Origin of the sequence: Pseudomonas sp., assembly GCF_050739935.1 — a bacterium.
Taxonomy (GTDB): domain Bacteria; phylum Pseudomonadota; class Gammaproteobacteria; order Pseudomonadales; family Pseudomonadaceae; genus Aquipseudomonas.
In genome coordinates this window covers 31,429-57,064 of sequence record NZ_JBOICF010000015.1, presented here as the reverse complement: position 1 = coordinate 57,064, position 25,636 = coordinate 31,429, and the positions used below count along the sequence as shown (strand labels likewise).

The 25,636-nt window shown below is 58.6% G+C and carries 21 protein-coding genes and 1 pseudogene; 10 read left to right on the top strand and 12 right to left on the bottom strand.

The genetic code is table 11. From position 1 onward, the window contains the following. Window positions 1–175 precede the first annotated feature (175 nt). Window positions 176–1,126, top strand: coding sequence for a LysR family transcriptional regulator (locus ACRER8_RS02085; RefSeq protein WP_431744703.1), 951 nt, complete (start codon window positions 176–178; stop codon window positions 1,124–1,126). On the opposite strand, the gene ACRER8_RS02080 is transcribed toward ACRER8_RS02085, so the two are convergent. The 3 genes from ACRER8_RS02080 to ACRER8_RS02070 form a co-directional block, all read right to left on the bottom strand. Continuing rightward, entirely contained in the window at window positions 1,080–1,307 is a 228-nt protein-coding gene (locus ACRER8_RS02080) for a PA3496 family putative envelope integrity protein (protein WP_431744702.1), read from the bottom strand. The genes ACRER8_RS02085 and ACRER8_RS02080 overlap by 47 nt on opposite strands. 235 nt (window positions 1,308–1,542) lie before the next feature. Then, window positions 1,543–2,409 carry a transcriptional regulator HexR gene (hexR, locus tag ACRER8_RS02075; protein WP_431744701.1) on the bottom strand — a complete coding sequence of 289 codons (867 nt, stop codon included), beginning with the start codon at window positions 2,407–2,409 and terminating at the stop codon, window positions 1,543–1,545. A 125-nt stretch (window positions 2,410–2,534) separates the two neighbouring features. Continuing rightward, window positions 2,535–4,589, bottom strand: a complete 2,055-nt coding sequence (locus ACRER8_RS02070) for a putative bifunctional diguanylate cyclase/phosphodiesterase (protein ID WP_431744700.1) — start codon at window positions 4,587–4,589, stop codon at window positions 2,535–2,537. Window positions 4,590–4,925: 336 nt separating this feature from the next. Between ACRER8_RS02070 and uvrD the strand changes: the two genes are divergently transcribed. The 3 genes from uvrD to ACRER8_RS02055 all read left to right on the top strand — a co-directional run bounded on the left by uvrD (window position 4,926) and on the right by ACRER8_RS02055 (window position 8,809). Next, window positions 4,926–7,109 (top strand): DNA helicase II, encoded by a 2,184-nt coding sequence (gene uvrD / locus ACRER8_RS02065; RefSeq protein ID WP_431744699.1) that lies wholly within the window; start codon window positions 4,926–4,928, stop codon window positions 7,107–7,109. 313 nt (window positions 7,110–7,422) lie between these two features. After that, entirely contained in the window at window positions 7,423–8,271 is an 849-nt protein-coding gene (locus tag ACRER8_RS02060; RefSeq protein ID WP_431744698.1) for a Tim44 domain-containing protein, read from the top strand. A 130-nt stretch (window positions 8,272–8,401) separates the two neighbouring features. Further along, entirely contained in the window at window positions 8,402–8,809 is a 408-nt protein-coding gene (locus tag ACRER8_RS02055) for an SMI1/KNR4 family protein (RefSeq protein WP_431744697.1), read from the top strand. Between the two features lie 31 nt (window positions 8,810–8,840). On the opposite strand, the gene ACRER8_RS02050 is transcribed toward ACRER8_RS02055, so the two are convergent. Beyond that, window positions 8,841–10,604: a cation:proton antiporter gene (locus ACRER8_RS02050; RefSeq protein WP_431744696.1), complete on the bottom strand. Its 1,764-nt coding sequence runs from the start codon at window positions 10,602–10,604 to the stop codon at window positions 8,841–8,843. Between the two features lie 306 nt (window positions 10,605–10,910). Between ACRER8_RS02050 and ACRER8_RS02045 the strand changes: the two genes are divergently transcribed. Both ACRER8_RS02045 and ACRER8_RS02040 read left to right on the top strand, forming a co-directional pair. Then, a complete protein-coding gene (locus ACRER8_RS02045; protein ID WP_431744695.1) occupies window positions 10,911–11,396 on the top strand; it encodes an acyl-CoA thioesterase in 486 nt (161 codons plus the stop codon). 183 nt (window positions 11,397–11,579) lie between these two features. Then, entirely contained in the window at window positions 11,580–11,972 is a 393-nt protein-coding gene (locus ACRER8_RS02040; protein ID WP_431744694.1) for a DUF3301 domain-containing protein, read from the top strand. A gap of 20 nt (window positions 11,973–11,992) precedes the next feature. Here the strand turns inward: ACRER8_RS02040 and ACRER8_RS02035 are convergent, their stop codons facing one another. Then, window positions 11,993–12,955 carry a CobW family GTP-binding protein gene (locus ACRER8_RS02035; RefSeq protein ID WP_431744693.1) on the bottom strand — a complete coding sequence of 321 codons (963 nt, stop codon included), beginning with the start codon at window positions 12,953–12,955 and terminating at the stop codon, window positions 11,993–11,995. A 54-nt stretch (window positions 12,956–13,009) separates the two neighbouring features. Between ACRER8_RS02035 and ACRER8_RS02030 the strand changes: the two genes are divergently transcribed. Then, entirely contained in the window at window positions 13,010–13,381 is a 372-nt protein-coding gene (locus ACRER8_RS02030) for an NADH:ubiquinone oxidoreductase (protein ID WP_431744692.1), read from the top strand. 175 nt (window positions 13,382–13,556) lie between these two features. On the opposite strand, the gene zigA is transcribed toward ACRER8_RS02030, so the two are convergent. After that, the gene (gene zigA / locus ACRER8_RS02025; protein ID WP_431744691.1) at window positions 13,557–14,759 is read right to left on the bottom strand and encodes a zinc metallochaperone GTPase ZigA; all 1,203 of its coding nucleotides are present in this window, start codon (window positions 14,757–14,759) and stop codon (window positions 13,557–13,559) included. A gap of 89 nt (window positions 14,760–14,848) precedes the next feature. Here zigA and ACRER8_RS02020 point away from each other — a divergent pair, with 89 nt between their 5' ends. After that, window positions 14,849–15,238, top strand: a complete 390-nt coding sequence (locus tag ACRER8_RS02020; protein ID WP_431744690.1) for a glutamine synthetase — start codon at window positions 14,849–14,851, stop codon at window positions 15,236–15,238. A 199-nt stretch (window positions 15,239–15,437) separates the two neighbouring features. On the opposite strand, the gene ACRER8_RS02015 is transcribed toward ACRER8_RS02020, so the two are convergent. Further along, window positions 15,438–16,682: an N-acetylmuramoyl-L-alanine amidase gene (locus tag ACRER8_RS02015; RefSeq protein WP_431744689.1), complete on the bottom strand. Its 1,245-nt coding sequence runs from the start codon at window positions 16,680–16,682 to the stop codon at window positions 15,438–15,440. A 252-nt stretch (window positions 16,683–16,934) separates the two neighbouring features. Next, on the bottom strand, window positions 16,935–17,456 hold the full coding sequence (locus ACRER8_RS02010; protein ID WP_431744688.1) for a DUF3617 domain-containing protein: 522 nt from the start codon (window positions 17,454–17,456) through the stop codon (window positions 16,935–16,937). Window positions 17,457–17,643: 187 nt separating this feature from the next. Here ACRER8_RS02010 and cls point away from each other — a divergent pair, with 187 nt between their 5' ends. Beyond that, complete coding sequence (cls, locus tag ACRER8_RS02005) at window positions 17,644–19,083, top strand: cardiolipin synthase (protein WP_431744687.1); 1,440 nt, start codon at window positions 17,644–17,646, stop codon at window positions 19,081–19,083. Between the two features lie 325 nt (window positions 19,084–19,408). Further along, window positions 19,409–19,533, top strand: a pseudogene (locus ACRER8_RS02000) (hypothetical protein); the annotation flags it as partial. Between the two features lie 593 nt (window positions 19,534–20,126). On the opposite strand, the gene cfaB reads toward ACRER8_RS02000, so the two are convergent. The 4 genes from cfaB to hflC form a co-directional block, all read right to left on the bottom strand. Then, on the bottom strand, window positions 20,127–21,311 hold the full coding sequence (gene cfaB, locus ACRER8_RS01995; protein WP_431744686.1) for a C17 cyclopropane fatty acid synthase CfaB: 1,185 nt from the start codon (window positions 21,309–21,311) through the stop codon (window positions 20,127–20,129). Between the two features lie 278 nt (window positions 21,312–21,589). Next, complete coding sequence (locus ACRER8_RS01990) at window positions 21,590–23,533, bottom strand: cation-translocating P-type ATPase (RefSeq protein ID WP_431744685.1); 1,944 nt, start codon at window positions 23,531–23,533, stop codon at window positions 21,590–21,592. Continuing rightward, window positions 23,530–24,597, bottom strand: a complete 1,068-nt coding sequence (locus ACRER8_RS01985; protein WP_431744684.1) for an SPFH domain-containing protein — start codon at window positions 24,595–24,597, stop codon at window positions 23,530–23,532. The genes ACRER8_RS01990 and ACRER8_RS01985 overlap by 4 nt, the downstream gene beginning before the upstream one ends. Further along, window positions 24,594–25,631 carry a protease modulator HflC gene (hflC, locus tag ACRER8_RS01980; protein ID WP_431744683.1) on the bottom strand — a complete coding sequence of 346 codons (1,038 nt, stop codon included), beginning with the start codon at window positions 25,629–25,631 and terminating at the stop codon, window positions 24,594–24,596. The genes ACRER8_RS01985 and hflC overlap by 4 nt, the downstream gene beginning before the upstream one ends. Window positions 25,632–25,636 lie beyond the last annotated feature (5 nt).

Genomic DNA, 25,636 nt, shown 5'->3' with positions numbered 1-25,636 from the left:
ATGAGCAGACGGACCGGAGACCCGATCAGTACGGCGCGACACCCTGTTACCGCCTGTTGCCTCGCAGAAGCCACCCTATTCCGAATCAGCAATTAACAAAAATGAGTAAAAATTGGGTTAAACATAAGTAAAACCTTATAGTCGTCGCTTCAGTCATTTTCGAGGTAGTGGAAAAGTGCGTAAGTCATTGATGCGAATGACATTGCGGCAACTTCGGATTTTCAACGAAGTCTGTGATCTGCGGTCCTACAGCCGAGCGGCAGAGGAAATGTCGCTTACCCAACCGGCGGTCAGCCTGCAGATTCGCCAGTTGGAAGAGCTGATTGGCCAGCCGTTGTTTGAGTACGTCGGAAAGAAGCTTTACCTGACTGAAGCCGCTGACGCGTTACGGCTCGCCAGTCGAGATATTTTCGGTCGCCTGGAAAATCTCGATATGCAGCTCTCGGACATGCAAGGCTCGCTTCAAGGGCAACTTAAGCTGGCGATCGAGTCCAGCGCAAAGTATTTCGTTCCTCACCTGTTCGCCGCATTTAAGCGCCAGTATCCCGAAGTTATGCTCAACCTGACCGTGGTTAATCGAGCTCAGGTTATCAGGCGTCTCTCGGATAACCGCGATGATCTAGTGGTGATGTCGATGGTGCCGCAGGATATGGGCCTGGAGTTTCTGCCATTTCTGAATAACCCGATTGTTGCCGTGGCGCGACCGGATCATCCATTGGCGTCGCTGCCCAATCCTTCGCTAAAGGATCTTGAAGGCCACACGCTAGTAGTCCGCGAGCCAGGCTCGGGCACGCGCAAGGCGTGTGAGGAATACTTCAAGGAGAAGCGCATTCACTTCGACAACGCGCTGGAGGTGTCGTCAGCCGAGGCGCAGCGTGAATGCGTGGTGGCGGGTCTGGGCGTTGCTCTGCTGACCAGGCATGCGCTGAGCCTGGAACTGGCCACCGGCACGCTGAAGGAGCTGTCAGTGGCCGAGTTGCCGTTGTATCGGAGCTGGTGCGTCGTACAAGCGCGGGATAGACGTCTGTCGCCGGTGGCTCACGCTTTCCTGGCGTTCATTCGCACCGAACGCGCGCAGATCACCGAACTTGTCGCACGCTTTGACGGGCACCTTCCGACGCGCTAGCGCCCTGCCAGAAATTGGCGGAAACGGCGTCGAGATAATCGGAGAGTTCCTGATTCAGGCGACGCTCTTCCGAGTACGTCTCGATCGCACGCCTGAATGCCATGCGCCGCTGGTCTTCCTGCTGACGGCGGGTCTTGGCGTTGGTGCTGTGCTGCTGCGAGTCATCGTAGTGCCGAGGCATATGCTGTCTCCCATTGCGTGTGCGGGAGTACAGAATGGTGGGAGGCGATGACGATCAGACGTAGGAAGCGTTACAAGTTGGTGAAGGTTGCAGCCCCAGGAGATCAATAATCGGCTTACATCCCTGTGAGAGCGAATTCATTCGCGAGACGTTGGCATGACCGTTGGCGATGTATCGTCTGAACGACCGATTCGCGAATGAATTCGCTCCCACAGGGTGGAGGAGCGCTTCAATCTCAATCCTCTGCCGACTTGATCGATTTGGGCGACAACCGCAGGCTGCGCAAGCTGCGCTTCACGCTCTTGAGGTGATTGACCAGGCTCGGCCCGCGGGCCATCGCCACACCCATTGCCAACACGTCGATCACCACCAGATGGGCGATGCGCGAGGTCAGTGGGGTGTAGATTTCGGTGTCTTCATGCACGTCGATTGCGAGGTTGACCGTCGACAGCTCGGCCAAAGGCGTCTGGCTTGGACACAGAGTGATCAGATTGGCGCCGCTCTCGCGCACCAGGTTGGCGGTGATCAAAAGATCCTTCGAACGCCCCGACTGCGAAATGCATACCGCGACGTCTGTTGGCTTGAGCGTCACCGCCGACATTGCCTGCATGTGCGGGTCGGAGTACGAAGCGGCGGTCAGCAGCAGGCGGAAAAATTTGTGCTGCGCATCCGCCGCGACAGCGCCTGAGGCACCAAAACCGTAGAACTCCACACGATGGGCCGCAGCCATGACCGTCACGGCTGCCTGCAGCGCGTGGGGGTCGAGCCTCTCCCTTACTTCCATGAGCGTATGGAGTGTCGTGTCGAAGATTTTCAGGCTGTAGTCCGCGACCGAGTCGTCCTCGTGAATCGCGAATTGCCCAAAGCTCGCGCCGGCGGCCAGGCTCTGCGCCAGTTTGAGTTTAAGATCCTGAAAACCAGTGCAACCAATGGCGCGACAGAAGCGCACGATCGTCGGTTCGCTGATGCCCACGCTATGGGCGAGATCAGCCATGGAACTGTGCATCACGGCCGCAGGATCAAGCAGCACATGGTCGGCTACCTTGAGCTCCGACTTACGCAAGAGATGGCGAGACTGGGCGATGTGCTGCAACAGATTCAAAGGACAGGACTCAATAGAAGGATGGGCCGGGCTGTAGCTTTCTTGTAGTTATACTACATGACCTGCAAACCGCACAGCTAAACGAGTTCGAAGATGGCAACCGAGAAGCCCTGAATGACAGGTCGTCATGCAGTGTAGGACTTTTCACACAGGACTCCAGGCGATGCTTTCACACCGCGAAGGACATCGCCCATTGCGCAAGCCTCCAAAGGTCGACTGATCAAGTAGCCTTGCACCTCGTCGCAATGGTGCGCCCTGAGGAAATCCAGCTGCTCAGCGTTTTCCACCCCTTCGGCGACAACCTTCAGGTCCAGGCTGTGAGCCATGGCGATGATCGCGCGAGTGATTGCGGCATCTTCCGTGCCCTCATTCAGACCAAGGATGAAGGCCTGATCGATCTTCACGTAGTCCACCGGAAAGCGCTTCAGGTAACTCAGGGACGAATAGCCGGTGCCGAAATCGTCGATCGCCAGTTTTACCCCCAGCTCACGCAATTGTCGGAAGGTGCTGATGATGTGTTCGACGCTGTCCAACAGTTGGCTTTCGGTCAGTTCAAGCTCCAGATATTCGGGCATCAGTCCGGTTTCATCGAGGACCTGACGCACCAGACTCACCAGCTTGCCTTGTCGCAACTGATGCACGGACAGGTTGACCGATACCCGAATCGGCATCAGTCCGCTTCGCTGCCACTCGCACGCCTGTCGGCAGGCACGGCGCAGGACGAACTCGCCAATATCGGCAATCAGTCCGGACTCTTCCGCCAGCCCGATGAACTCAGTGGGGGGCACCATGCCGCGAATTGGATGACGCCATCGCACCAGCGCCTCGGCCGAATTCAGACGTCCAGTCGCCACTTCCAGCTTGGGTTGGTAGAACACCTCGAGCTGGCCTTCCTCAATCGCTCGGCGCAACTGAATCTCCAGTTGCAGCCGCTCCAGCGTCTGCGCTTGCAGGCTTTCGGTGTAGAACTGGAAGTTATTGCCGCCCAGATGCTTGGCATGTTGCATTGCCGTGTTGGCCTGAGTGACCAGCGCTGCGATGTCCCGGGCTGAATCCGGCAGCAAGGCGATGCCGATGGAGGCGCTGACGACCAGCTCGTGACCAGCCACCAGAATCGGCGAGCGCAGCTTGGCCAGCAGCCGGGTCGTCACTCGCGCCAGCGTCGTCATGCCATAGGTATCGAACAGCACCGCGAACTCGTCGGCGGACAGGCGCGCGACAGTGTCCGCCTCAGCCAGCTCGACGCTCACGCGACGTCCTATCTGATGCAGCAGTTGGTCGGCAACCTCATGCCCTAGGCTGTCGTTGAGCAATTTAAAGCGATCGAGGTTGATGTGCAGCAGCGCGAGATTACGACTGCCATGGCGCACCCGCTGATTGGCTTCGCGCAGCCGCTCGTTGAACAGCACCCGATTGGCCAATCCTGTCAGCTCGTCGTAATGCGAGAGGAAGCGCGTGCGCTCCTCGTACTGCCGCGCCAGCTCACGATTAAGCTCTTCGCTTGTGGCCTGAGCTTGTTGCAGATGCTCGATCAGCGCCAGATTCTGAAAACGTCGAATCAGCCCCCGATCGATCAGTCGGTTGACCTGTGCGGCAACGACAATCAGCGCCAGCAGCAGGATCAACCCCAGCCAGCCCCAACCGCGCAACGGCACATCGCCGCCCCAGAACAGGTAAACGATCGGTGGCAGCAGGCACGGCACGGTAAAGGTCAGAAAAGCGGGAATGCTGGCCGCATAAGCCACGCTTGCCGAAAGGGTCGCGGCGCCGATCAGCCCAAAAACCCACGCCTGCTGAACGAAGCTCTCTGCCGGCACTAGCACAAGCGCCGCGCTGGAGAGGGTAAAACCGCTGACGCAGGCCCCGGCCAGGAACATGCGTGTCCAGACGGGTTGCGCCTGACGTTCGACCGTTGCCGCGCGAAACGCCGTGACCTGCAGGACCCTCAGACACACCAGCGCCGACAGCCAGCCGACCCAGATTCCAACCAGCACATAACGCTGTGGACTCCAGAGAAGCCAGGCGCAAAGCAGACCATTGATGAACATGAACAGGGTCGGCAGCATTGACCCCTGATATAGAAGGCGTGTGCGCTCGACGGCAAGCTGGGTAGCGAACTGTTTGCGGATGACACGGCGTGTCGCCACAGAATCACCCGGGGCTTCGGAGCTGGAGGTCATGGCAATTCTTATAATTGGTGGGCCTTGAACGTCAGCGGAGCATACACAAGCGGCCGGGGAGACCAAACAGTCAGAAATTAAATTTGCATGGACGGTCATCGTGGGAGTGAGCTTGCTCACGAAGACTGACTTCCAGACGCTGGAATGCTGTGGGCGCACTGCCCCAGTCATGAGCAAGCTCACTCCCGCTGGGTTTGAGGTATCAGATATATCCGGTGCATACCCGGGCGTAGAAAAGAATTAGCCTGCTGGTCCAGCGACTGCCCGAAGTCATATCTTCACGACCGACCAGCGTTAGAGTTTGCCCACCATCCCCCGGCACCCTAGAATGCGCCGATGCGCGATGATCTCTCCCTTCTGCTTAATTCCCTCAACGATGCCCAACGCCAGGCGGTAGCCGCTTCCGTGGGTCGTCAGTTGGTTCTGGCCGGCGCTGGTTCCGGTAAAACCCGTGTGCTCGTGCACCGTATCGCCTGGTTGATCCAGGTCGAGAACGCGTCGCCGCACTCGATCCTGTCGGTGACGTTCACCAACAAGGCCGCCGCCGAGATGCGTCATCGCATCGAGCAACTGATGGGTATCAACCCGGCCGGCATGTGGGTCGGCACCTTCCACGGCCTGGCGCACCGCTTGCTGCGGGCACACTGGCAGGAAGCGGGGCTCAACCAGAATTTCCAGATTCTCGACAGTGACGACCAGCAACGTCTGGTCAAGCGGGTGATCCGCGAGATGGGCCTGGACGAACAAAAATGGCCAGCGCGTCAGGCGCAATGGTTCATCAACGGGCAGAAGGACGAAGGGCTGCGGCCCAAGCATATCCAGGCGTCGGGCGATCTGTTCCTGAGCACCATGAAGTCGATCTACGAGGCCTATGAGGCTGCATGCCAGCGGGCGAGCGTCATCGACTTCTCGGAACTGCTGCTGCGAGCGCTGGACCTGTGGCGCGACAACCCCGGGCTGCTCGAACACTACCAACGCCGCTTCCGCCACGTACTGGTAGACGAATTTCAGGACACCAACGCCGTGCAATACGCCTGGTTGCGTTTGCTGGCCAAGGGTGGCGACAGCTTGATGGTGGTCGGTGACGACGACCAGTCGATTTACGGCTGGCGCGGCGCAAAGATCGAGAACATTCATCAGTATTCCGATGACTTCCCGGACACCGAGACCATTCGCCTGGAGCAGAACTACCGCTCCACGGCGAGCATCCTGAAAGCCGCCAACGGCCTGATCGTGAACAACAGCGGCCGCCTGGGCAAAGAACTGTGGACCGATGTCGGCGATGGCGAACTGATCAGCCTGTACGCCGCCTTCAACGAACACGACGAAGCGCGCTATGTGGTCGAAACCATCGAAAGCGCGATCAAGACCGGCATGTCGCGCAGCGATATCGCCATTCTTTACCGTTCCAACGCCCAATCGCGGGTACTGGAAGAAGCCTTGCTGCGCGAACGCATTCCGTACCGCATCTACGGCGGCCAGCGCTTCTTCGAGCGCGCCGAAATCAAGAACGCCATGGCCTATCTGCGGGTGTTGGAAGGTCGAGGCAATGACTCGGCACTGGAGCGCGTGATCAACGTGCCGCCCCGTGGTATCGGCGAGAAGACCGTTGAAGCGATCCGCGAACATGCGCGTCACGCCGACGTGTCGATGTGGGAATCCATGCGTTTGCTGGTTGCCAACAAGGGCGTGACCGGTCGTGCCGCGAGTGCCCTTGGGGGCTTCATCGAGCTGATCGAAAACCTTTCGGCGAAAGTCATGGAGATGCCGCTGCATCTGATGACTCAGACCGTCATCGAGCAATCCGGGCTGATCACTTACCACCAGGAAGAAAAAGGCGAGAAAGGCCAGGCCCGGGTAGAAAACCTTGAGGAACTGGTCAGCGCCGCTCGCGCTTTCGAAAACAGCGAAGAAGAGGAAGATCTAACGCCGCTGGCGGCTTTCCTCGGTCATGCCTCGTTGGAAGCGGGCGACACACAGGCCGACGAGCACGAAGACAGCATCCAACTTATGACGCTGCACAGCGCCAAGGGCCTGGAGTTTCCATATGTGTTCCTGGTCGGCATGGAAGAAGGCCTGTTCCCGCACAAGATGAGCCTGGAAGAACCGGGTCGTCTGGAAGAGGAACGTCGCCTGGCCTACGTCGGGATCACCCGTGCGATGCAGCACCTAGTGCTGACCTACGCCGAAACCCGACGCTTATATGGCAGTGAGACTTACAACAAAGTGTCGCGCTTCGTACGCGAAGTCCCGCCGAATCTGATTCAGGAAGTGCGACTGTCCAACAGCGTCACGCGGCCTTTTGGCGGCTCCAAGACCATGGCGCCGAGTCGCCTGTTTGATGGCGAGAACATCCCGCAGAGCCAGTTCTCTCTGGGCCAGCGTGTGCAGCATGCGGTGTTTGGCGAAGGCGTGATCCTCAACTTCGAAGGCTCAGGCGCCCAGGCTCGCGTTCAGGTGAATTTCACTGAAGGCAGCAAATGGTTGATGCTCGGGTATGCGAAGCTGGAGCCGGTTTGAGACCAGCACTCATACCCTTGTAGGAGCCGGCTTGCTGGCGAACCAAGTGTGCCAGCCGACATTCTTGTCGATGACCCACCGCGTTCGCCAGCAAGCCGGCTCCTACAAATTTGGAGTGGCGTCCGACGGCTCCGCTTGCATTCCTACATCTGGCCCCCATCTTTCCTACAGAACTTTCTTCACCGGCCTACAACCCAAGTAGTACAGGCCCTGTGAAGATCCATGCAAAAGCCAGAAACATATGGCCGCTGGTCAGACACATTCGTCCTGTTCAATATGGCGCGCGTGCAATCCACAAACGGGAATTCCCAATATGCAACGTTTTCTAAGCATCGCTTTGGCGCTGGTCATCGGGCTCACCATGAGTCTGGATGCCAACGCCGCGCGTTTCGGTGGTGGCAAGAGCTTCGGCTCTGCGCCAAGTCACCAGGCGCGTCAGACAGCTCCTTCCGCCCCTGCCGCCGCACCTAATGCCGCCGGTCGTCCTGCGCCTGCTGCAGGCGGTGCTTCCAAATGGCTGGGCCCACTGGCCGGTATCGCCGCCGGCGGCCTGCTGGCCTCCATGTTCATGGGCGGTGGTTTCCAGGGCATGCAATTCTTCGACATCCTGATCATGGCGGTCATCGCCTTCGTGATCTTCCGCTTCATTGCGGCCCGTCGACGCAAGCAGCAGCCGCACATGGCTCCAGCTGGCGCGCCTTACCAGCGTGAAACCTTCGAGCAACCGGCTCAGAACTCGATCTTCGGTGGCTCCGCATCCGCTGCGGCTGCTCGCCCGGTGATCAACGCTCCGGCCTGGTTCAACGAAGAACGCTTCCTCGAGGCCGCTCGCACTCACTTCCAGTCGCTGCAGCAGCACTGGGATGCGAACGAAATGGACAAGATCGCCGAGTTCGTGACCCCGCAAATGCTGCAGTTCCTTAAAAAGGAACGTGCTGACCTGGGTGATGGCTTCCAGTCGACTTACATCGACAACCTGACCGTGCAACTGGACGGCCTGGACGATCGCGCCGACAAGACCATCGCGACCCTGACTTTCGCTGGTGTCTCGAAAACTTCGCGCTTCGATCAGGGTGAAGTGTTCAGCGAAAGCTGGAACATGGAACGCGCTCCTGGCGACAACCAGCCTTGGTTGGTGGCTGGTATTCGCCAGAACGGCTGAAACTCTGCGCCGCTGCTCTAGTCAAAACCCCGGACTCGCTCCGGGGTTTTGTTTTTTGAGCCTCGCAGTTAATTTGGTGATGCCTTTGAGCTACTGTATAACCCGCGTAAATCGTTAGAGGATCCACGTCGTGGAAGAAGTCATCGAACAACTCCGTGAAGTCAATGAGCCTGTTCCGGTTCCACTTGAACTGCCGGATGAAGACCAGCTCGTCGAAATCGAAGAGCAGCTGTTCATCAACATACCCTTTGTCTTCAAAGAATTTCTGTTGACCGTCAGCGACGTGGTTTACGGAAGCCTGGAGCCGGTGACTGTCACCGACCCGCAATCCCACACCTACCTGCCGGAAGTGGCGGCGAATGCGTGGGATATCGGCGTCCCGCGTGAGCTGATCCCGATTTGCCAGGACGGCGAGGACTACTATTGCGTCGAGGAAGACGGCACGGTGGTGCTGTGGTCCGGCGAAGAAGAACTCGTCACCGAAGAGAGCTGGGAGTCGGTCTGGCACTGGGCGCGGGACGTCTGGCTGGAAAGTTGAAACATCCCCGCGCCATCGGCGAGCCTTCAGATCAATGCTCAGAAGGCTCCTGATGATTCCCCAGTGTTTCCAGCAGCGCGATCTGCATGCGCGTGTGCACGCGGATGAACCAGCGCCACAGCACCGCGGCCACGGCTGCCGCGACCAGCACGATTAGCAGCAGCCACTCATGGGTCGGCAACATGCTGGCCGACAGCAGTGCGATCAGCACGAAGATCACCATTAGCGACAACAACGGGATCACTTCGGCGATCACCCGTCGTACACGCTCGGTATGTCGGCCCGCCACCTGCGGCTTGACGCTCATTTCCGCCAACAGCATCGACAGTGCCTTGAGCTTGCGATACGCCGCAATCAGGAATGGCAGAGACAGCAGCAGCGAGGCGCCCCAAATCCACGCTTTCTGCTGACCGACCTCAGGCACCCACTCGCTGAAATAGTCGCCAATGCGCTCGGCGAAGTACGCCCCGCAAAAGAAAATCGCCACGACCAGCGCGAGATTCACGCCGACCTGCAGCAGGATCTTGCGAATCATCGAAGCCAGCAACGCGCCCTGCCCTTGTGGCTGAATGCTGCGCAGCCATTCCCCATACATGCCAAAAACCCGAGCCATGCGCGTAGGCACAATCCTGGCGAGCGAGTGGGACAACGGATCAGCCGCGCGAATCAAATAGGGCGTCAGCAACGTAGTGATCGCCGAAACCGCTACCGCGACGGGATAAAGAAAGTCACTGGTGACCTGCAATGTCATCCCGAGCGCCGCGATAATGAAGGAAAACTCACCAATCTGTGACAGCCCCATGCCGACGCGCAGCGAAGTCTTCCCATCATTGCCGGCGATAAATGCCCCAAGGCCGCAGGAAAACATCTTGCCCAGCACGACAGCCACCGTGATCACTGCGATGGGCCAGGCGTAATCGAGCAGGATTTGCGGATTGATCATCAGGCCGATGGCGACGAAGAAAATCGCGCTGAACATGTCGCGAATAGGCTCGATCAAATGCTCTATCTTCACCAGTTGCTTGGATTCAGCCATGATCGCGCCGATCAGGAATGCGCCCAGCACCATGCTGTATTCCAGCTTCACCACAAGCAGGCAGAAGCCGAAACACAGGCCAAGTACCGTGATCAACAGCATTTCGTTGCTTTCGAATTTCGCGACGTAAGCCAACAAGCGCGGCACCAGCAGAATACCGATCACCAGCGCGACGATCATAAACAGCGAAAGCTTGCCCACCGTGGAGAACACTTCGCCGGAACTCACGGTGCCGCTGACGGCAATGCCCGACAACAGCGCAATAATGCCGATACCGAGAATGTCTTCGACGATCAGCACGCCGAAGATCAGCTGAGCGAAACGCTGGTTCTTCATCTTCAGGTCGTTGAGCGCCTTGACGATGATGGTAGTGGAAGAAATTGCCAGGATCGCGCCAAGGAACAGCGAATCCATGGTGCTCCAGCCGAAGAACTGGCCGATTTCGTAGCCGATCCAAATCATCAGCATGATTTCAAGGAACGCTGCGATGAAAGCTGTGGCCCCAACCTTGAACAGCTTACGCAGACTGAACTCAAGCCCCAGACAGAACATCAGGAAAATCACGCCCAGTTCGGCAAGGATCTTGATGGTGTCTTCATCGTGGATGAGGCCGAACGGCGGTGTGTGTGGGCCGATGATGAATCCAGCAGCGATGTAGCCCAGCACAACCGGTTGCTTGAGTCGGTGGAACAGGACGGTCACCACGCCTGCGACCAGCATGATGACTGCCAAGTCCTGAATGAAACTGATGGCATGCATGGCGCGGCTCCTTGTGACGTCCTAAAGATGCGCGTTCATGCTGAAAGAGAAACGGCCCCTGTGGGAAAGATCGCCAGCTGGGCCAGAAATTTCTGAGCGGAACGCGGGAAATACCCCATCCAAGGGTTTTCGCAGGTTAACACCGCCCAAAAACGGATAAAGCCGGTGCAATATATGGAAACAGATTGAGTCATGCGTGACGGCAGCACGCCTGCCAGCGTCCCGATAGTGTTGGTTTTGATTGCCGATCTACATTCGAGCACCCATTCGAGGTGCCAAATTGACCTAACAGACCGTGAGCACGCTATGGAACCCGGAAACGCCCAGCTGTCGATGACTGTATTGATGACCCCGGACATGGCCAACTTTTCTGGCAATGTGCACGGCGGCACTCTTCTTAAATATCTGGATGAAGTCGCCTACGCCTGTGCGAGCCGTTACGCAGGTCGTTACGTGGTGACGCTGTCAGTGGATCAGGTAATTTTCCGCGAGCCGATCCATGTCGGCGAACTGGTGACGTTCCTGGCATCGGTGAACTACACCGGCAACACGTCGATGGAGGTCGGCATCAAGGTGGTGACCGAGAACATCCGCGAGCGCTCGGTGCGCCACACCAACAGTTGCTTCTTTACCATGGTGGCTGTGGACGATCAGCGCAAACCGGCCAGCGTGCCGCCCCTGAGTCCGGAAACCAGTGAAGACAAGCGCCGGTATGTGCAGGCGCAACAGCGACGTCAGCTTCGTCAGGAGCTGGAAAAACGCTACCGCGAAATTCGGGAAGAAGGGGTTTGATCGAGCGACAGGGCACACGACAGATCCGTCCACTGTAGAAGCGCGGTTGCCATGGCCAGGTGTTCGAGCAGCGAATTCGGGTAACGCCCCCGGACGAAGTGAAGCGAAATTAAACGACCGGGCTATGGCTGTCGACGACCTGACGCAGTTAAGCTGGACATCTTCTGTCGGAGTTCTCTCTTCATGCTGACCCTGGGCAATATATTCGTCCTGATGTTGCTGGCGACCGCTGGCGCCTGGCTGTGGCACTCTCATGGTCTGCGTGAACGGGCGCTGGAGCGCGTCAAACAGCACTGCGCCAAACTCGATATCGAGTTACTCGACGGCAATGTCGCGCTACGTCGCATCACGTTCAAACGCGACAGCGAAGGACGCAAGCGTCTGGCCCGTGTCTACAACTTTGAATTCACCGTGACCGGCGAGCAACGGCATCCCGGCACCATCACCATGTTCGGTGCCCACACCGCGCAGATCGAACTGGCCCCCTACCCGTTCGAGATCAAGAATCCCAAGCCAACCGCGGAAATTATCCAGCTCAACGAATGGCGCCAGGAACACAACAAGTGGAAGCAGTGATCGGCGGTGGATAACCCAAGCTAGGCGAGACAAGCCGCAAGCTGCGCATTCAACAAGGCCTCGTCCTGAGGCTCGGCAAAAATCAGTTCCAGACGCGAATCCTTACGCCACTCGCTCGTTGCCCAGACTATCTCGCCACCATCCAAGGCATTGCCCGAAACCCAGCCTGAAGCGCTGTGGATAACCAGCTTCGACCGGCGCCAGCCAAGACCGTGCAACCATTGCTGAATTTTCGATGCGTCGAATACCTGATCCGGATGCCAACGCCATCCGATGCTCCAGCCCTCGGCTTGACCTTGGCTCAAGCAAATGGGCGTGAGCGGATCGGCCCATATCGGCGCTAACTGAGTCAATGTTTTGGGCGCGACGAAGTTATCCACACCCTCGTTAGCACGCGCATTCACGCCGGGTAACCGATCAAGGGCCAATGCGCCCAGTTCAGTCCAGTACAACGCGCAAGGGGGCAGTGTTTCAACAATCACCTGGCGCTTCTTCTCATCCAGTCCCTGGGATTTATTCAGCACCAGTAAACCGGCCCGAGCCGCTGCGTCCTGCTGGGTTGGCGGCAGGGTTTTGCCCGCCGCGAGCGCCTGGGCGTCGAGCACGATAACGCTGGGCTGCACCGCGAGCACGCCAATCCACGGCGCCTCTCGCAGTTGCGCCAGCAGCTGTACCGGGTGGCCAAGGCCGGAAGGTTCGATGAACAATCGATCCGGTCGGGCCTTGCGCAGCAGACGACCCAACCCGATCTGAAACGGCGCGCCGTTGACGCAGCACAGGCAGCCGCCAGCCACTTCGCCAAGTGCGATACCATCATCGGCCGTGCTGAGCAGCGTCGCATCCAGGCCGATCTGACCGAACTCATTGATCAGAATCGCCCAGCGTTCATTCGCCGGTTTCTGCGACAGCAGGTGTTTGATCAGGCTGGTCTTGCCAGCGCCCAAAGGGCCAGCAATGACATGAGTAGGAATGTTCTGCAGCATGTCCGGCAATTCTTGAGCGTCGCTCCCGAAAACGAGCGCAGACGGAGGTAATCGATGCGAGCAATCTCGCTGCCCGCGCGGCTGGCGTTGGTGCTGTTAGCGGTCACGTGCAGCCAGGCGCGGGCCGAATCCTGTGTGGTTCAGAGTCATGCCGAGCGGCTTGACGTGAAGGTCTGTCAGGAAAATCTCACCATTCCGCCCGATCTGTTCCACGACGGCTTCTGCAAACCCCAACTCAAGGATCAGAAGGTCGAAGTGACCTACATGGATCAGTGCCCGACCGGCTCGTTCGGCCAGTGCAGCAACGCGCAAGTCGCCAATATGCCTTATCGGCAGAACATTCACTATTACGGCGTGGCCAGCGATGCGGCGTTTCTCAAGCCGTTTTGCGAGCAGCAGAGCAAGGGCGTGTGGAAGGTGCAGTGAGTGCGGCTAATGAGATTCAAACGTGTGGGAGTAAGCTTGCTCACGAAGGCTGACTTTTCAGGCCCCACATCTCACGTGGATGTACTGATCTCTTCGTGAGCAAGCTCATTCGCACAGTACTGTGTTGAGCGGGTAAATTTTTGCCGTCAATCGGCGCCGTGGGACCAACCCAGCGCTACGCCACCTCGCCGTACCAATCACCAAACGGGTCGGACATCTGCTTCCATCCCTCGACGCCAATCGCCATTTCTTCATCCGTCAGCAGGCATCCGTCCAGATCGGCAGTCAGCCGCGCGAAGTCAATGTTCTGCCCGATGAACACCAGTTCCTGCCGACAATCCCCGGTCTGCGCCAGCCAGCTGCGCAGGATCACCTGCGTGCTTTCTTCATCCTGCGGCCATTGCGCCTTGGGCACGAAACGCCACCAGCGGCCGGCAAATCCATGGCGCATCAAACCTCCCGCCTGGGACCAGCTTCCGGCGTCCTGATGCTTGCTTGCCAGCCAGAAAAAGCCCTTGGAGCGCAAAAGTTTTCCATTGGTCCAGGGCTGATTGATGAAGTCGAAAAAGCGTTGAGGATGGAACGGACGTCGGGCGCGATAGGCTGTCGAGGCGATGCCGTATTCCTCGGTTTCCAGGACGTGTTCGCCGCGTAACTCCTTGAGCCAGCCTGGTGCCTGAGCGGCGCGCTCGAAGTCGAAACGGCCGGTATCGAGAATCTTGCCCAACGGCACTGCGCCCATGACCATTGGCAGGATCTCGGCCTGGCTGTTGAGCCGCTTGAGGATCGCCATCAGTTCAAGGCGCTCGCTGCTGCTGATCAGATCGACCTTGCTGATCAGTATCACGTCCGCAAACTCGACCTGCTCGATCAACAAATCGGTGATCGAGCGCTCATCCTCCTCGCCAAGGGTTTCGCCGCGCGACTCCAGACTTTCGGCAGCCTGATAGTCCTGCAGAAAATTCAGCCCGTCGACTACCGTTACCATGGCGTCGAGCCGCGCGATATCGGCGAGACTCTGCCCCGACTCGTCGCGAAAGGTGAAAGTTTCCGCGACCGGCAAGGGCTCGGATATGCCCGTCGACTCAATCAGCAGGTAATCGAAACGTCCGTCGTTCGCCAAGCGGCTGACCTCCTTGAGCAAATCTTCGCGCAGGGTGCAGCAGATGCAACCATTGCTCATCTCGACAAGCTTTTCTTCGGCACGGTTGAGGCTGACGTCGCGTTGCACTTCGCTGCCGTCGATGTTGATTTCACTCATGTCGTTGACGATGACGGCAACGCGCAGGTTCTCGCGATTGCGCAGCACATGGTTGAGCAACGTGCTTTTGCCGGCACCGAGAAAGCCGGACAGAACGGTAACGGGAAGGCGGTTCATGGGGGTCTCATCAGGTAGCAGGTTCAGGTGCTTTTTACGTTATAGTATAACAATACAAACTTGCTAACACTTTTTATAAGGTTCGCTCGATGGTCAGGCTTTTGGGAATTTTGGTTGCAGTTCTGGTGCTGCTGAGCACGCAGGTTTTTGCCGCACCGCCGTCACCTCGTCTGGATCAGGCGTTATGCACGCGCAGCGCGACGTTGCTGGCGTGCATCGACGCCTATGACAACCGCTACAGCGTGGCGATGTCGGGCACGACCATGTATTTACGCGGCTATGAAAGCGCCGACCAACGCCGCTGGGCGCAGACCGATAGCCGCTATGGCTCGATGACGTCTTTCACGGGACTGGCCTCGGATGGCGAGGCTTGGGTGGGGTACATCCAGAAAATCGGCTGGACGACGATCAGCCGGGTGTCGAGCTCCAGCGGTAGCCGGAGCAAGATCACCTGTGATCGCGTGATGGGGTGTCGTTGATTGCAGCCGCCGTAGGACCCGGTTTCAGGCAGTTGCCGGCAGCGCTACCTGATGTGTGGGACTAAACGCGAACCCTTGTAGGAGCTGGCTTGCTGGCGAACGCGTAGGGGCAGCCAACGTCAACGTATCTGACACTGCGCATTCGCCAGCAAGCCGGTTCCTACAGCGACCGCGTCCCATTCGCCTCATCAGCGTCATATCAAACCAGCGCCTGCTCCGCCGCCTTCTGCTCTTGCCGCCAGGCAATGAACGAACCCGCCGGCGGATTGCGCTCGAAGTACTGCTTCATCCCGTCGAACAACCCGTCTGCCACCGCCTGCTGATGACGCGCGGTCACCAACCGCTGACTGTCGCGGCTGTTGGAGATGAACCCGGTCTCGACCAGAATCGACGGCACGTCCGGTGACTTCAGCACCGCAAATCCTGCCTGCTCCACGCGCTTCTGATGCAGCGTCGTGACGCCTTCCAGGCTCCCAAGCACGGTGTGGCCCAGTTGTAGACTGGCGGCGATGGTGGCGTTCATCGACATATCGAGAATCACGCCCGCCAGCATCGGATCCTTGTCCTTGAGGTTGAGCAAGCTGGTGGCGCCGATCAGGTCCGCGCCGTTTTCACGCTGCGCCATGAAGCGAGCGGTCGCCGAGGTCGCGCCGTTTTCCGACAAGGCAAATACCGAAGCGCCGGACGCTGTCAGCCTCGGCGCCGCATCGGCGTGAACCGAGATGAACATGTCGGCGTTATATTTGCGGGCGATATCAACCCGTTTGCGCAGCGGCACGAAGAAGTCGTCGTTACGCACCAAACGCACATCGAAGCCCTTCTCGCGCTTCAACCTTTTGGCCAGCATTTGAGCGATGGAAAGCACCACGTCTTTTTCGCGCTCGCCCTTGGAGCCAATCGCACCGGGATCCTTGCCGCCATGCCCTGCATCCACCACGACCATGATGTCTCGCTTGAGGTGGGACTTGTCGAGTACGGGCGCAGGCGGCTCTTTCACCAATGCCCCCGGCGCTGCAGCCAGTTGTACAGGCAGATGCGGAGCCGCATCGTGGCCCAGATCCACCACCAGACGGTTCCCCTGCGCGCCCTCTGGCCCCAACAAGAAGCTGTTGAGCTGCACAGGGGATGCGAGGTCCAGCACGATGCGCGTGTCGCCCTGGCCGAAATGCCCGGAACGAATGGCCTTGATTGGCGTATTTTCCAGTGCCAACTGAGTGAAGTTGCCTTCCAACCACGCGCCGCTGACGTCGATGATGATCCGTTCAGGTGCACTTAGGGTGAAGGACTTGTACTGCACCGGGCCGCTCAGGTCGAAGACCAGTCGCAGCTTGTTTTCGGAACGCCATAGCCGGGCATTACGAATCTGCGCGGCGTTAACAGAGAAAGGGAGCGCGAAGGCGGCGCTGGCCAAAAGCATATTGAGCAGCATTTGACGTCGGTGCATGACACGTTCCGAATAAAAGTGAGCATCTTGGCTCGGATAAACACGACATTATTCGTAACTATATAACATGCCTATTTTCTGAAGAAGATGAAGTTTTTGATAGGATCGCTTGAGTCTTTACTCGTTAAAACAAGGGGTAACGGCAAAAAACTCAGGTGAAACAAGAACATGTTCCACGTGGAACAGCGAAGAAAATTGTATAGCCAAAAAGTTAAAACGCCCCGGCAATCGGGGCGTTCTGACGAGCGGATATCAGGTGCGGGGTTTGACCGTTCCGCAATTCTGGCCCAACCAGACGGCTTTGGTGTCCATGCTGCCGTTCTGCTGCTGACCGGTAGCATTGAACGAGCCAATCACATGAGTAGTGAATTCGCGATCACTAAGGAACTGCGCGGTCCCTGTGCCTTGTGCACGCGGGCAGCTGAATTTGAACTTCCACGTCGCACCGTTGCGGTCAGTGATTTGCTGGCTGCAACCCGTCTTCGGATCAGTGAGCGGAATCTGCTCGTTCTTCACCTGCTCGGGAGTCAGACAAACCCGTACGCCTTGCCCACCCAAGGTAATTCCTTGTTTTGCAAGCATTTGCTCCATGGCTGCTCGCTGCTGCGGGGCCATCATCTGCAGTTGAGCGAGCATGACCTGCATGTCTGGCATTTGCTGGCCGTCGACCTGCATGTTGCTCGATGTCAGCTCCCACAAACCGGGCTGCAGCACTTGCGCTTGAGCGAAGGGCGCAGCCAGACAAACCATCAACGCCAATACGCGCTTTTTCATGAAACTGATTTCCTTTTTGCTCTTGAGCGGTTTGATTGCGGCTAACGTGTTTACTGTTTTGGTCGCCACTGGACGATGACGTTTAGACGACGAATCCGATAACCAGTTGCAGCCAGAAGAAAATAGCGACAATCCCCGCGCGCTGTGGTCTGTTAAACACCGACAAGCCTCTAGCACAAGGTTGCGCATGGATTACCACAGCCCGTATTTCTTTGGCTATTTGATTGGCTTTACTCACCTGCTCGGCATCGTAGCAGCGATTCACGCATTGCTGACCGTGCGCACCGCACAAGGCTCGATTGCATGGGCGATGCCACTGATTTTTATCCCCTACATCACCCTCATTCCATACCTTGTTTTTGGCCGCAGCAGCTTCGACGCCTACATCAAAGCCCGTCGCCAGGCCAACAACGAGATGCGCAACGCAATTGTCGACTTCAACTGGAAGCCCTGGATCGAGGAAGCCGTAGCGGCACGACGCTCAGACGCCTATGAATCCCTCCGTGCGATGCCCAAGCTCGGACGGATGCCGTGCCTGGCCAATAACGAAGTGAAACTGTTGATCAACGGTGATGCGACATTCACCGCCATTTTCGAAGCCATTCGTGCGGCGAAACGGGTCGTGTTCGTACAATTTTTCATCATTCATGACGATGGTCTCGGTCGTCGGTTGCAGTCACTGCTGCTGGAGAAGGCCGCCGAAGGTGTCGAAGTATTCGTGCTGTATGATCGCATCGGCAGTCACTCCCTGCCCGCCAGCTACGTGGAGAAGTTGCGTGCCGGCGGGGTACAGATCAAAGCGTTCGCTACGCGCAGCGGCTGGCTCAATCGCTTTCAGGTCAACTTCCGTAACCACCGCAAGATCGTGGTAGTCGACGGGGTAAAGGGCTTTGTTGGCGGGCATAACGTCGGTGATGAGTATCTGGGGCTAAAGCCGCCATTGGCGCCGTGGCGGGATACCCATGTGGCGATCATCGGGCCGGTCGTGGCGTGTTTGCAGGAGTCGTTTGCCGAGGATTGGTTCTGGGCAACCCGTCAGCTGCCGCCGTTGATCCTGCCGGACAGATATCCGGAAGATGGCGTGCTTTGCCAATTCCTGGCGACCGGGCCGGCCGATCCGCAGGAAACCTGCTCGCTGTTTTTCGTCGAAGCGATTCACGCCGCGACTGAACGAGTCTGGATCACCACGCCTTACTTCATCCCCGATGAAGCAGTGTCAGCCGCACTTCGCCTGGCCGTCTTGCGGGGCGTCGACGTACGATTGCTGCTGCCGTCACGACCTGATCACTACACGGTGTATGCAGCGTCCAGTCTCTTCGCGTTCGAAGCCGTGCGCGCAGGGGTGCGCATGTTCCGCTACAAGCCGGGGTTCCTGCATCAAAAGGTAGTGCTGGTGGACAACGAGATTTCAGCGATCGGCAGCGCCAACCTGGACAATCGTTCTTTTCGGCTGAATTTCGAGTTGATGCTGCTGACGGTAGATGAGAATTTTGCGCGAGAGGTTGAAGCGATGCTCAGTGATGACTTCGCACAGGCCCACGAGATCAGCATTGAGGAAAGCAAAGAGACCCATCATTTGCAGCAGTTGGGCAGGCGCGTGGCTCGGCTGATTTCGCCGATTTTGTGATCCGTATGGGTATTAACTGTGAGAGCGAATTCATTCGCGAAAGGTTGCACAGCCGATCGGGATGCATCGGCTGCTCATGCCAATCGCGAATAAATTCGCTCCCACATTGAAGCGATGCTTCGCACGGGCCCACGAGATCAGCATTGAGGAAAGCAAGGAGACCCATCATTTGCAGCAGTTGGGCATGCGCGTGGCTCGGCTGATCTCGCCGATTTTGTGATCCGTATGGGTATTAACTGTGGGAGCGAATTCATTCGCGAAAGGTTGCACAGCCGATCGAGATGCATCGGCTGTTCATGCCAATCGCGAATAAATTCGCTCCCACGTTGAAGCGATGCTCAGTGATGACTTCGCACAGCCCACGAGATCAGCATTGAGGAAAGCAAAGAGACCCATCATTTGCAGCAGTTGGGCATGCGCGTCGCTCGGCTGATCTCGCCGATTTTGTGATCCGTATGGGTATTAACCTGTGGGAGCGAATTCATTCGCGAAAGGTTGTACAGCCGATCGAGATGCATCGGGCTATTCATGCCAATCGCGAATAAATTCGCTCCCACATTGAAACGATGCTCAGCGATGACTTCGCACAGGCCCACGAGATCAGCATTTGAGGAAAGCAAAGAGACCCATCATTTGCAGCAGTTGGGCATGCGCGTGGCTCGGCTGATCTCGCCTATTTTGTGATCCGTATGGGTATCAACTGTGGGAGCGAATTCATTCGCGAAAGGTTGTACAGTCGACCGAGATACGTCGGCTGTTCATGCCAATCGCGAATAAATTCGCTCCCACATTGAAGCGATGCTCAGTGATGACTCCGCACAGGCCCACGAGATCAGCATTGAGGAAAGCAAAGAGACCCATCATTTGCAGCAGTTGGGCATGCGCGTGGCTCGGCTGATCTCGCCGATTTTGTGATCCGCATGGGTATTAACCTGTGGGAGCGAATTCATTCGCGAAAGGTTGTACAGCCGATCGAGATGCATCGGCTGCTCATGCCAATCGCGAATAAATGCGCTCCCACAGGGAATCCATAGCGTGCGCAATTACGCGTACAAATCATCCCGAGTCAGTGGCAGGTCGTGGCTGCCATCGGCGTAAGGCTTGACCGCCAGAATCTGATGCAGGTTGATCCAGCCCTTGGAAAACCCATACGCACAGCCGGCCAGATAAAGCCGAAAGATCCGCAACGCTTGTTCCGGGACCATTGATGCTGCAACGTCCAGCTTCTCTTCCAGCCGCGCGCTCCAATGATCCAGTGTTTTGGCGTAATGCAGGCGCAGGCTTTCCACATCGACCACTTCCAGACCAGCCTCACTGATAAACCCGCTGATCATCGCCAGGTGCGGCAGTTCACCGTTGGGAAAGACATAGCGATCGATGAAATCCCCAGCGCCACGCCCCACTGGGCGACCATCGGTGTGCTTGGCCGTAATGCCGTGATTCATCACCAGCCCCCCCTCCTTCACCGCACCGAACAAGCACTTGGCATAGAGGTCGAGATTGGCATGGCCGACATGCTCGAACATGCCGACACTCACCACCTTGTCGAAACGGCCGTCCTGAGGCAGGTCGCGATAATCGAGCAGTTGCAGTTCGACCTGATCTTCCAGGCCTTCGGCTTTCACCCGCTCCTGCGCCAATGCCAGCTGTTCGCGGCTCAAGGTGATACCGAACACTTTGACCCCATACTCACGCGCCGCGAAGCGTGCCAGGCCACCCCAGCCGCAGCCGACGTCGAGCAAGTATTCGCCGGGCTTCAGGCGCAACTTGCGACACAGGTGATGGAATTTGTCCTGCTGTGCCTGCTCCAGCGTTTCATTGCCGGTCTTGAAGTAGGCGCAGGAATAGACCATCTCTTTGTCCAGCCAAAGCTGGTAAAAATCATTTGAGAGGTCGTAATGGTAGGAGATCGACTTGGCGTCGGTTTCCTTGTCGTGTTCTGTGCGGACCGGAACGACACCTTCGTCCTCCTCCACCAGCGCCGCCGTCAACTCGTCGCAGACGCGCATGACTTCGCTGATCGAGCCTTCGAGTTCGAGGCGGCCTTCGACAAACGCGCTGCCTAGCAAATCGAGGCTTGGGTGGGTGAAATCGGACACCAGCGAGGGATCCTTGACGACAATCGTGACGCTGGGATCAGCCCCCAGTTCGACTTCGTTGCCATCCCAGAGCTTGAGTCGTAGTGGTAAGTGAAGCTTCTGTAACGCCGGTGGAAGTTGCGCGAACATTGAGAAAACCCCCTGATCCAGGAACACGGAAAAGGGTAGTCCAAAACCGGCTCCAGCGTAGGAACCGTCAGGCTATCGGCTTTAATGCAATACGACGACGAACCTATTACCGGGTACTTCCCTGCCCCAGGATCGAGCCAATGTGAAGCCTGCGATGGAGCACCCTCTTCATGACTGCCTGTAATTTGTTACAGAGTGCTTCAAAGCTCAAGCGAATTTTTATACTTAGCGCGGGCCTCTAACTCGGCACTTTCGGGGAAAGCGCCGAATTCAAAGGCTTACAGCGGATTGTGAAATTTTGCGATCGGCTCGTGGAAGCGCAGTAAACGGCCCGCGTTACCCAGCACAAGCAGCGTACTAAGGTTGTGCAACACGGCGGCGATCATCGCGCCCGCTGCACCAAGCACACCGAATGCCGCCAAGGCGACAATCGCCAGGGTCCAACCAAGACCGATGATCACGTTGACCTGCAGCGTTGAACGACACTGACGACTCAGACGCACGCAGGTGCCGAGCCGACGCAAGTCGCTGCCAATCAGCACGATATCGGCAGATGCCAAGGCAATATCCGCCCCGCCCGCCCCCATTGCAACGCCAACCACGCCGGCTTTCAGCGCCAGGGAATCGTTGATGCCGTCGCCCACTACCATCGGCCGAAAACCCTTGTTGATTTCGCCCATCACCCGATTGAGTTTGTCTTCGGGCAACGCCTGCGCGTGAATGTCGCTGATGCCGACCTCGCGCCCGAGGCTATCAGCGACGCTCTGACGGTCGCCAGTCAAGAGCAATTGGCGGCCCATCCCCAGATCGCGCAGCTCGCTCAGTGCCTGACGCGCCTCAGGTTTGAGGCTGTCCGCCAGCAACAGCCACGCGAGGAAGACGCCGTCGACCGCCAACCCGGCAATCGGGCCGTCATGATTGGGCACTGGCGAGGTGTTAATGCCCAGTTGCGCGAACAATTCCGGGCGACCCAGTGCCGCTTCGCCGCGAGCCGTCTGCGCGACGACACCCAGCCCCTGGCACTCGCGAATGTCTTCAAGCGCCAAGTGATGATCTTTCTCCAACAGCCCGGCCAGCGCGCGGCTGACCGGGTGACTGCTGGCTGATCCGAGGCTTGCGGCCAACGCGATCACCTCATCGCCGGTGCCCTTCTCGGCCTGCACCGATTGCAGACGCAGGCTGCCGTAAGTCAGCGTTCCTGTCTTGTCGACCACCAGCGACGTGAGATCTGCCAACTCTTCGAGGAACGCCGAGCTGCGAATCAGAATGCCGTGGCGTGCAGCAACGGCGATCCCTGCAATGGCTGTGGCAGGCGCAGACAGCACCAGCGCACAAGGACAAGCGGCCACCAGGACCGCGAGCATCGCCTGGGCATTGTTGGTGATGAACCAGGTAACCGCTGCTATCAACAACACCAGCACCATGTAGCTGCCAGCGTAGCGTTCCAGCAGGCGGGTGATCGGTGGTTTCGAGCGCTCAGCGCTTTGCATCAGCGCGATGACCTTGCCCAGCGTCGACTCGTTTCCGATACGCGTCACTTCGATGCGCAACAAGCCGTCGAGGTTGATCGCGCCGCCAAACACCTCCATGCCCGCATGCGCCTCCAGCGGCACTGATTCTCCCGTGATCGGCGCTGTGTCGAGGCTGGCCTGGCCAGACACTACCAGGCCATCGGCAGGCACCCGATCACCTGCACGAACTTCGACGCGATCACCGGCGACCAGCGAGCCGTTATCCACTTCGCGAATCGTGCCATCCGCCGCGATCAAACGCGCGTGACTGCGAGTCAATTTGCCCAGCGCCTGGATCGCTTCCTGCGAGCCAATGACGCTGCGCTCTTCCAGCACATGACCAAAGATCATGATGATCGGCAGCAAGGCGGCGGTCATCAGATCGCCAGTGGCCCAGGCGCCGAGCATCGCCAGAGCGATCAGTTGATCGGTGATGCCGTGCAGGCTCGGATATCGCAGGCTGTGCCAACCGGCGCCGACCACGGGAATCGCCACCAGCAGAGACGCGGCGCCCAACAGCAACTGGCTGACGCCGACCTGCTCGGGCGCAAAGAACCGCCAGACCAGCCCCAACGCCAACAGGCCCAATGCGAGCATCGCCAGCGTCAGTTGCCACGCAGCGCTGCGCTGTTCGGTGCTGGTCAGCATGCTGCCCGGCGCTGGAGCACCGGCATGGCCGTGGTCATGGATATGTGCAGCTTCGCCACTCATTTGTCGGCTCCCTGAATGATCAGGCGTGAATCGTCATGCGGGTCGACCGTCGTCACAGACCCGGCCTGCTTGAGGATGCCTGGCACACGCTCGCGATAGATGCGCAACAGCAGGCCGGGGTCGCTCTTGTTCTGAATCGACTGCGCCAGCCCCGTCACGGCAGCGGTGTCAGTCTGCGCCTTGGCCAACCGCTCGGACGCTTGGGCATGGGCAACCTGTAAGATGCGGTCGGCTTGTTGGTTGGCTGTCTGGTTCTGCTTTTCTGCATCGGTGCGTGCGTTGGCCACCGCCTGATCCGCTTGCTGACTGGCGGTCAGAACGGCATTGAAAGCGTTTACCGCGGCGGCAGGCAGACTGGACTGCACATCCACCCGCACCACTTCTACGCCCAATCCCACGCCGGTGGCCGTCAGTTCTTCGAGACGCTTGTTAATGCCTTGCACCAGATCGCCGCGCAGACGCTCGCGGCGCTCGGCGGATTGGCTGTCGGAGCCGACCAGCTCGGGCCGTGCGACGAGAATGGTGTCCAGATCCCGCGACGCTGCCAGGCTGACCGCACTGCGATTGACCAGACGATCCAGCGCCGGGAGCACATGCTCGCTTTGCAGTACGAACTCGCGCGGGTCGGTGACCTTGTAGTACGCCGTCACATCCAGCTGTACGACACCCGCATCGCCAGTCAGCAGATAGCCCGATCCGGCCAGCGCATCGCTCATTGGCGTGGCGAAACTGGTGACCTTGTCGGCGGCTAATGCAGTCGGCGAGCGCAGCAGTGTTTCCACGTGACGTTCGATTACCCGATCCGCCGAAGGCAGCAGCACCACCTGTTCGAATGGCTGCGGCCAGGCCAGCAATAAACCCGCGTTCTGCACACGATCCAGCTCGCCGAAATGGAACACCACGGCGCGGTTTTGCGGATCTATCTGCCGTACGTTAGACACCGCCCAACCAAGCGCGGCCAGCAACGTCACCACGTACAGTCCAAGGAATGCCAGGCGACTGGCTTGCAGCCAGGGACTGTTGACGGCCGGACGCTCGATCGGTGTCGAGTCCTGTTCGCTCATGGCTGCGTTCCAGGCTTACCGTCCTGCTTTCCATCCAGCTGGGGCGGGCCATCCACCAGCACGCGGAACGGCGCGGCATCTGTGCGCAGAATCAGCTTGGTGGTCGGGCCGACAACGGTTCCCAAGGTGTCCAGCGAGCGCAGCAGGTTGTACAGCTGCGGCGAGCCGGCGTAGGCACGGCCGTATATCAGCGCAGCTTCGACGCGGGATTGCGCTTCGATATCGGCGGCCTTCACCGTAGCATCCGCTTCGACGATCCGGGCGTCACGCTCGGCAGCCGAGCGGATCTGCGCCGCTTCGCGCTTGCCGATGGCTGTGCGTTCGGTAGCGATGGTTTCGCGCTCGGCACGCATCCGGTCGACAGTGGCGTTGAGGGTGACCGATGGCAGCGTCAGACGCTCGACACCCACTTGCAGGACCCGTACGCCGTAGGTGGTCAGCAATTGCTTATCGATTTGCTGACGCAGCTGATTCTCGAAGTCGGCGATGCGCACTTGATCGGCGTCGGTATTGATCAGGCTCGACAGGTCGAAACTGGCTGCCGTGGTCTCCAGCGCCGAGCCAACGAAGGTGCGGATCTGCCGCGCGGCTTCATCGGGCTGATTCTGCACGGCGCGCATGAAACGCTTCACGTTGTCAGGGTCGCCCTGCACCTGCCAGGCCACATAGGCCTGGATGATGATACGCAGCCCATCGCGTGTGCCGACGTCCTGCAGGCCGCTAGACGTGGTGCGCAGGCGCAGATCGACCGGAATGGCCGCCTCGAACGGCGCAGGCCAGCGCCAGCTCAGGCCGGGATCGAGCAACACGCGGGCGGGATTGCCAAAGCGGGTAATCACGGTCGCCTCGCCGGAGCGCACCTGAACCAGGCTCGCCGCGGCAACCGCGAATACGATCAACACGGCCGCCAGCGCGGCACGCCGCCACGGGAAACCTGCCGGGCCGGATGCTTCGCCGTGGTGATGACCATGATGATGACCGCCGTGGCTGTGGCCTGCATGGTCGTGATGATCGTGGGAATGAAACAGACTCAAGGGAC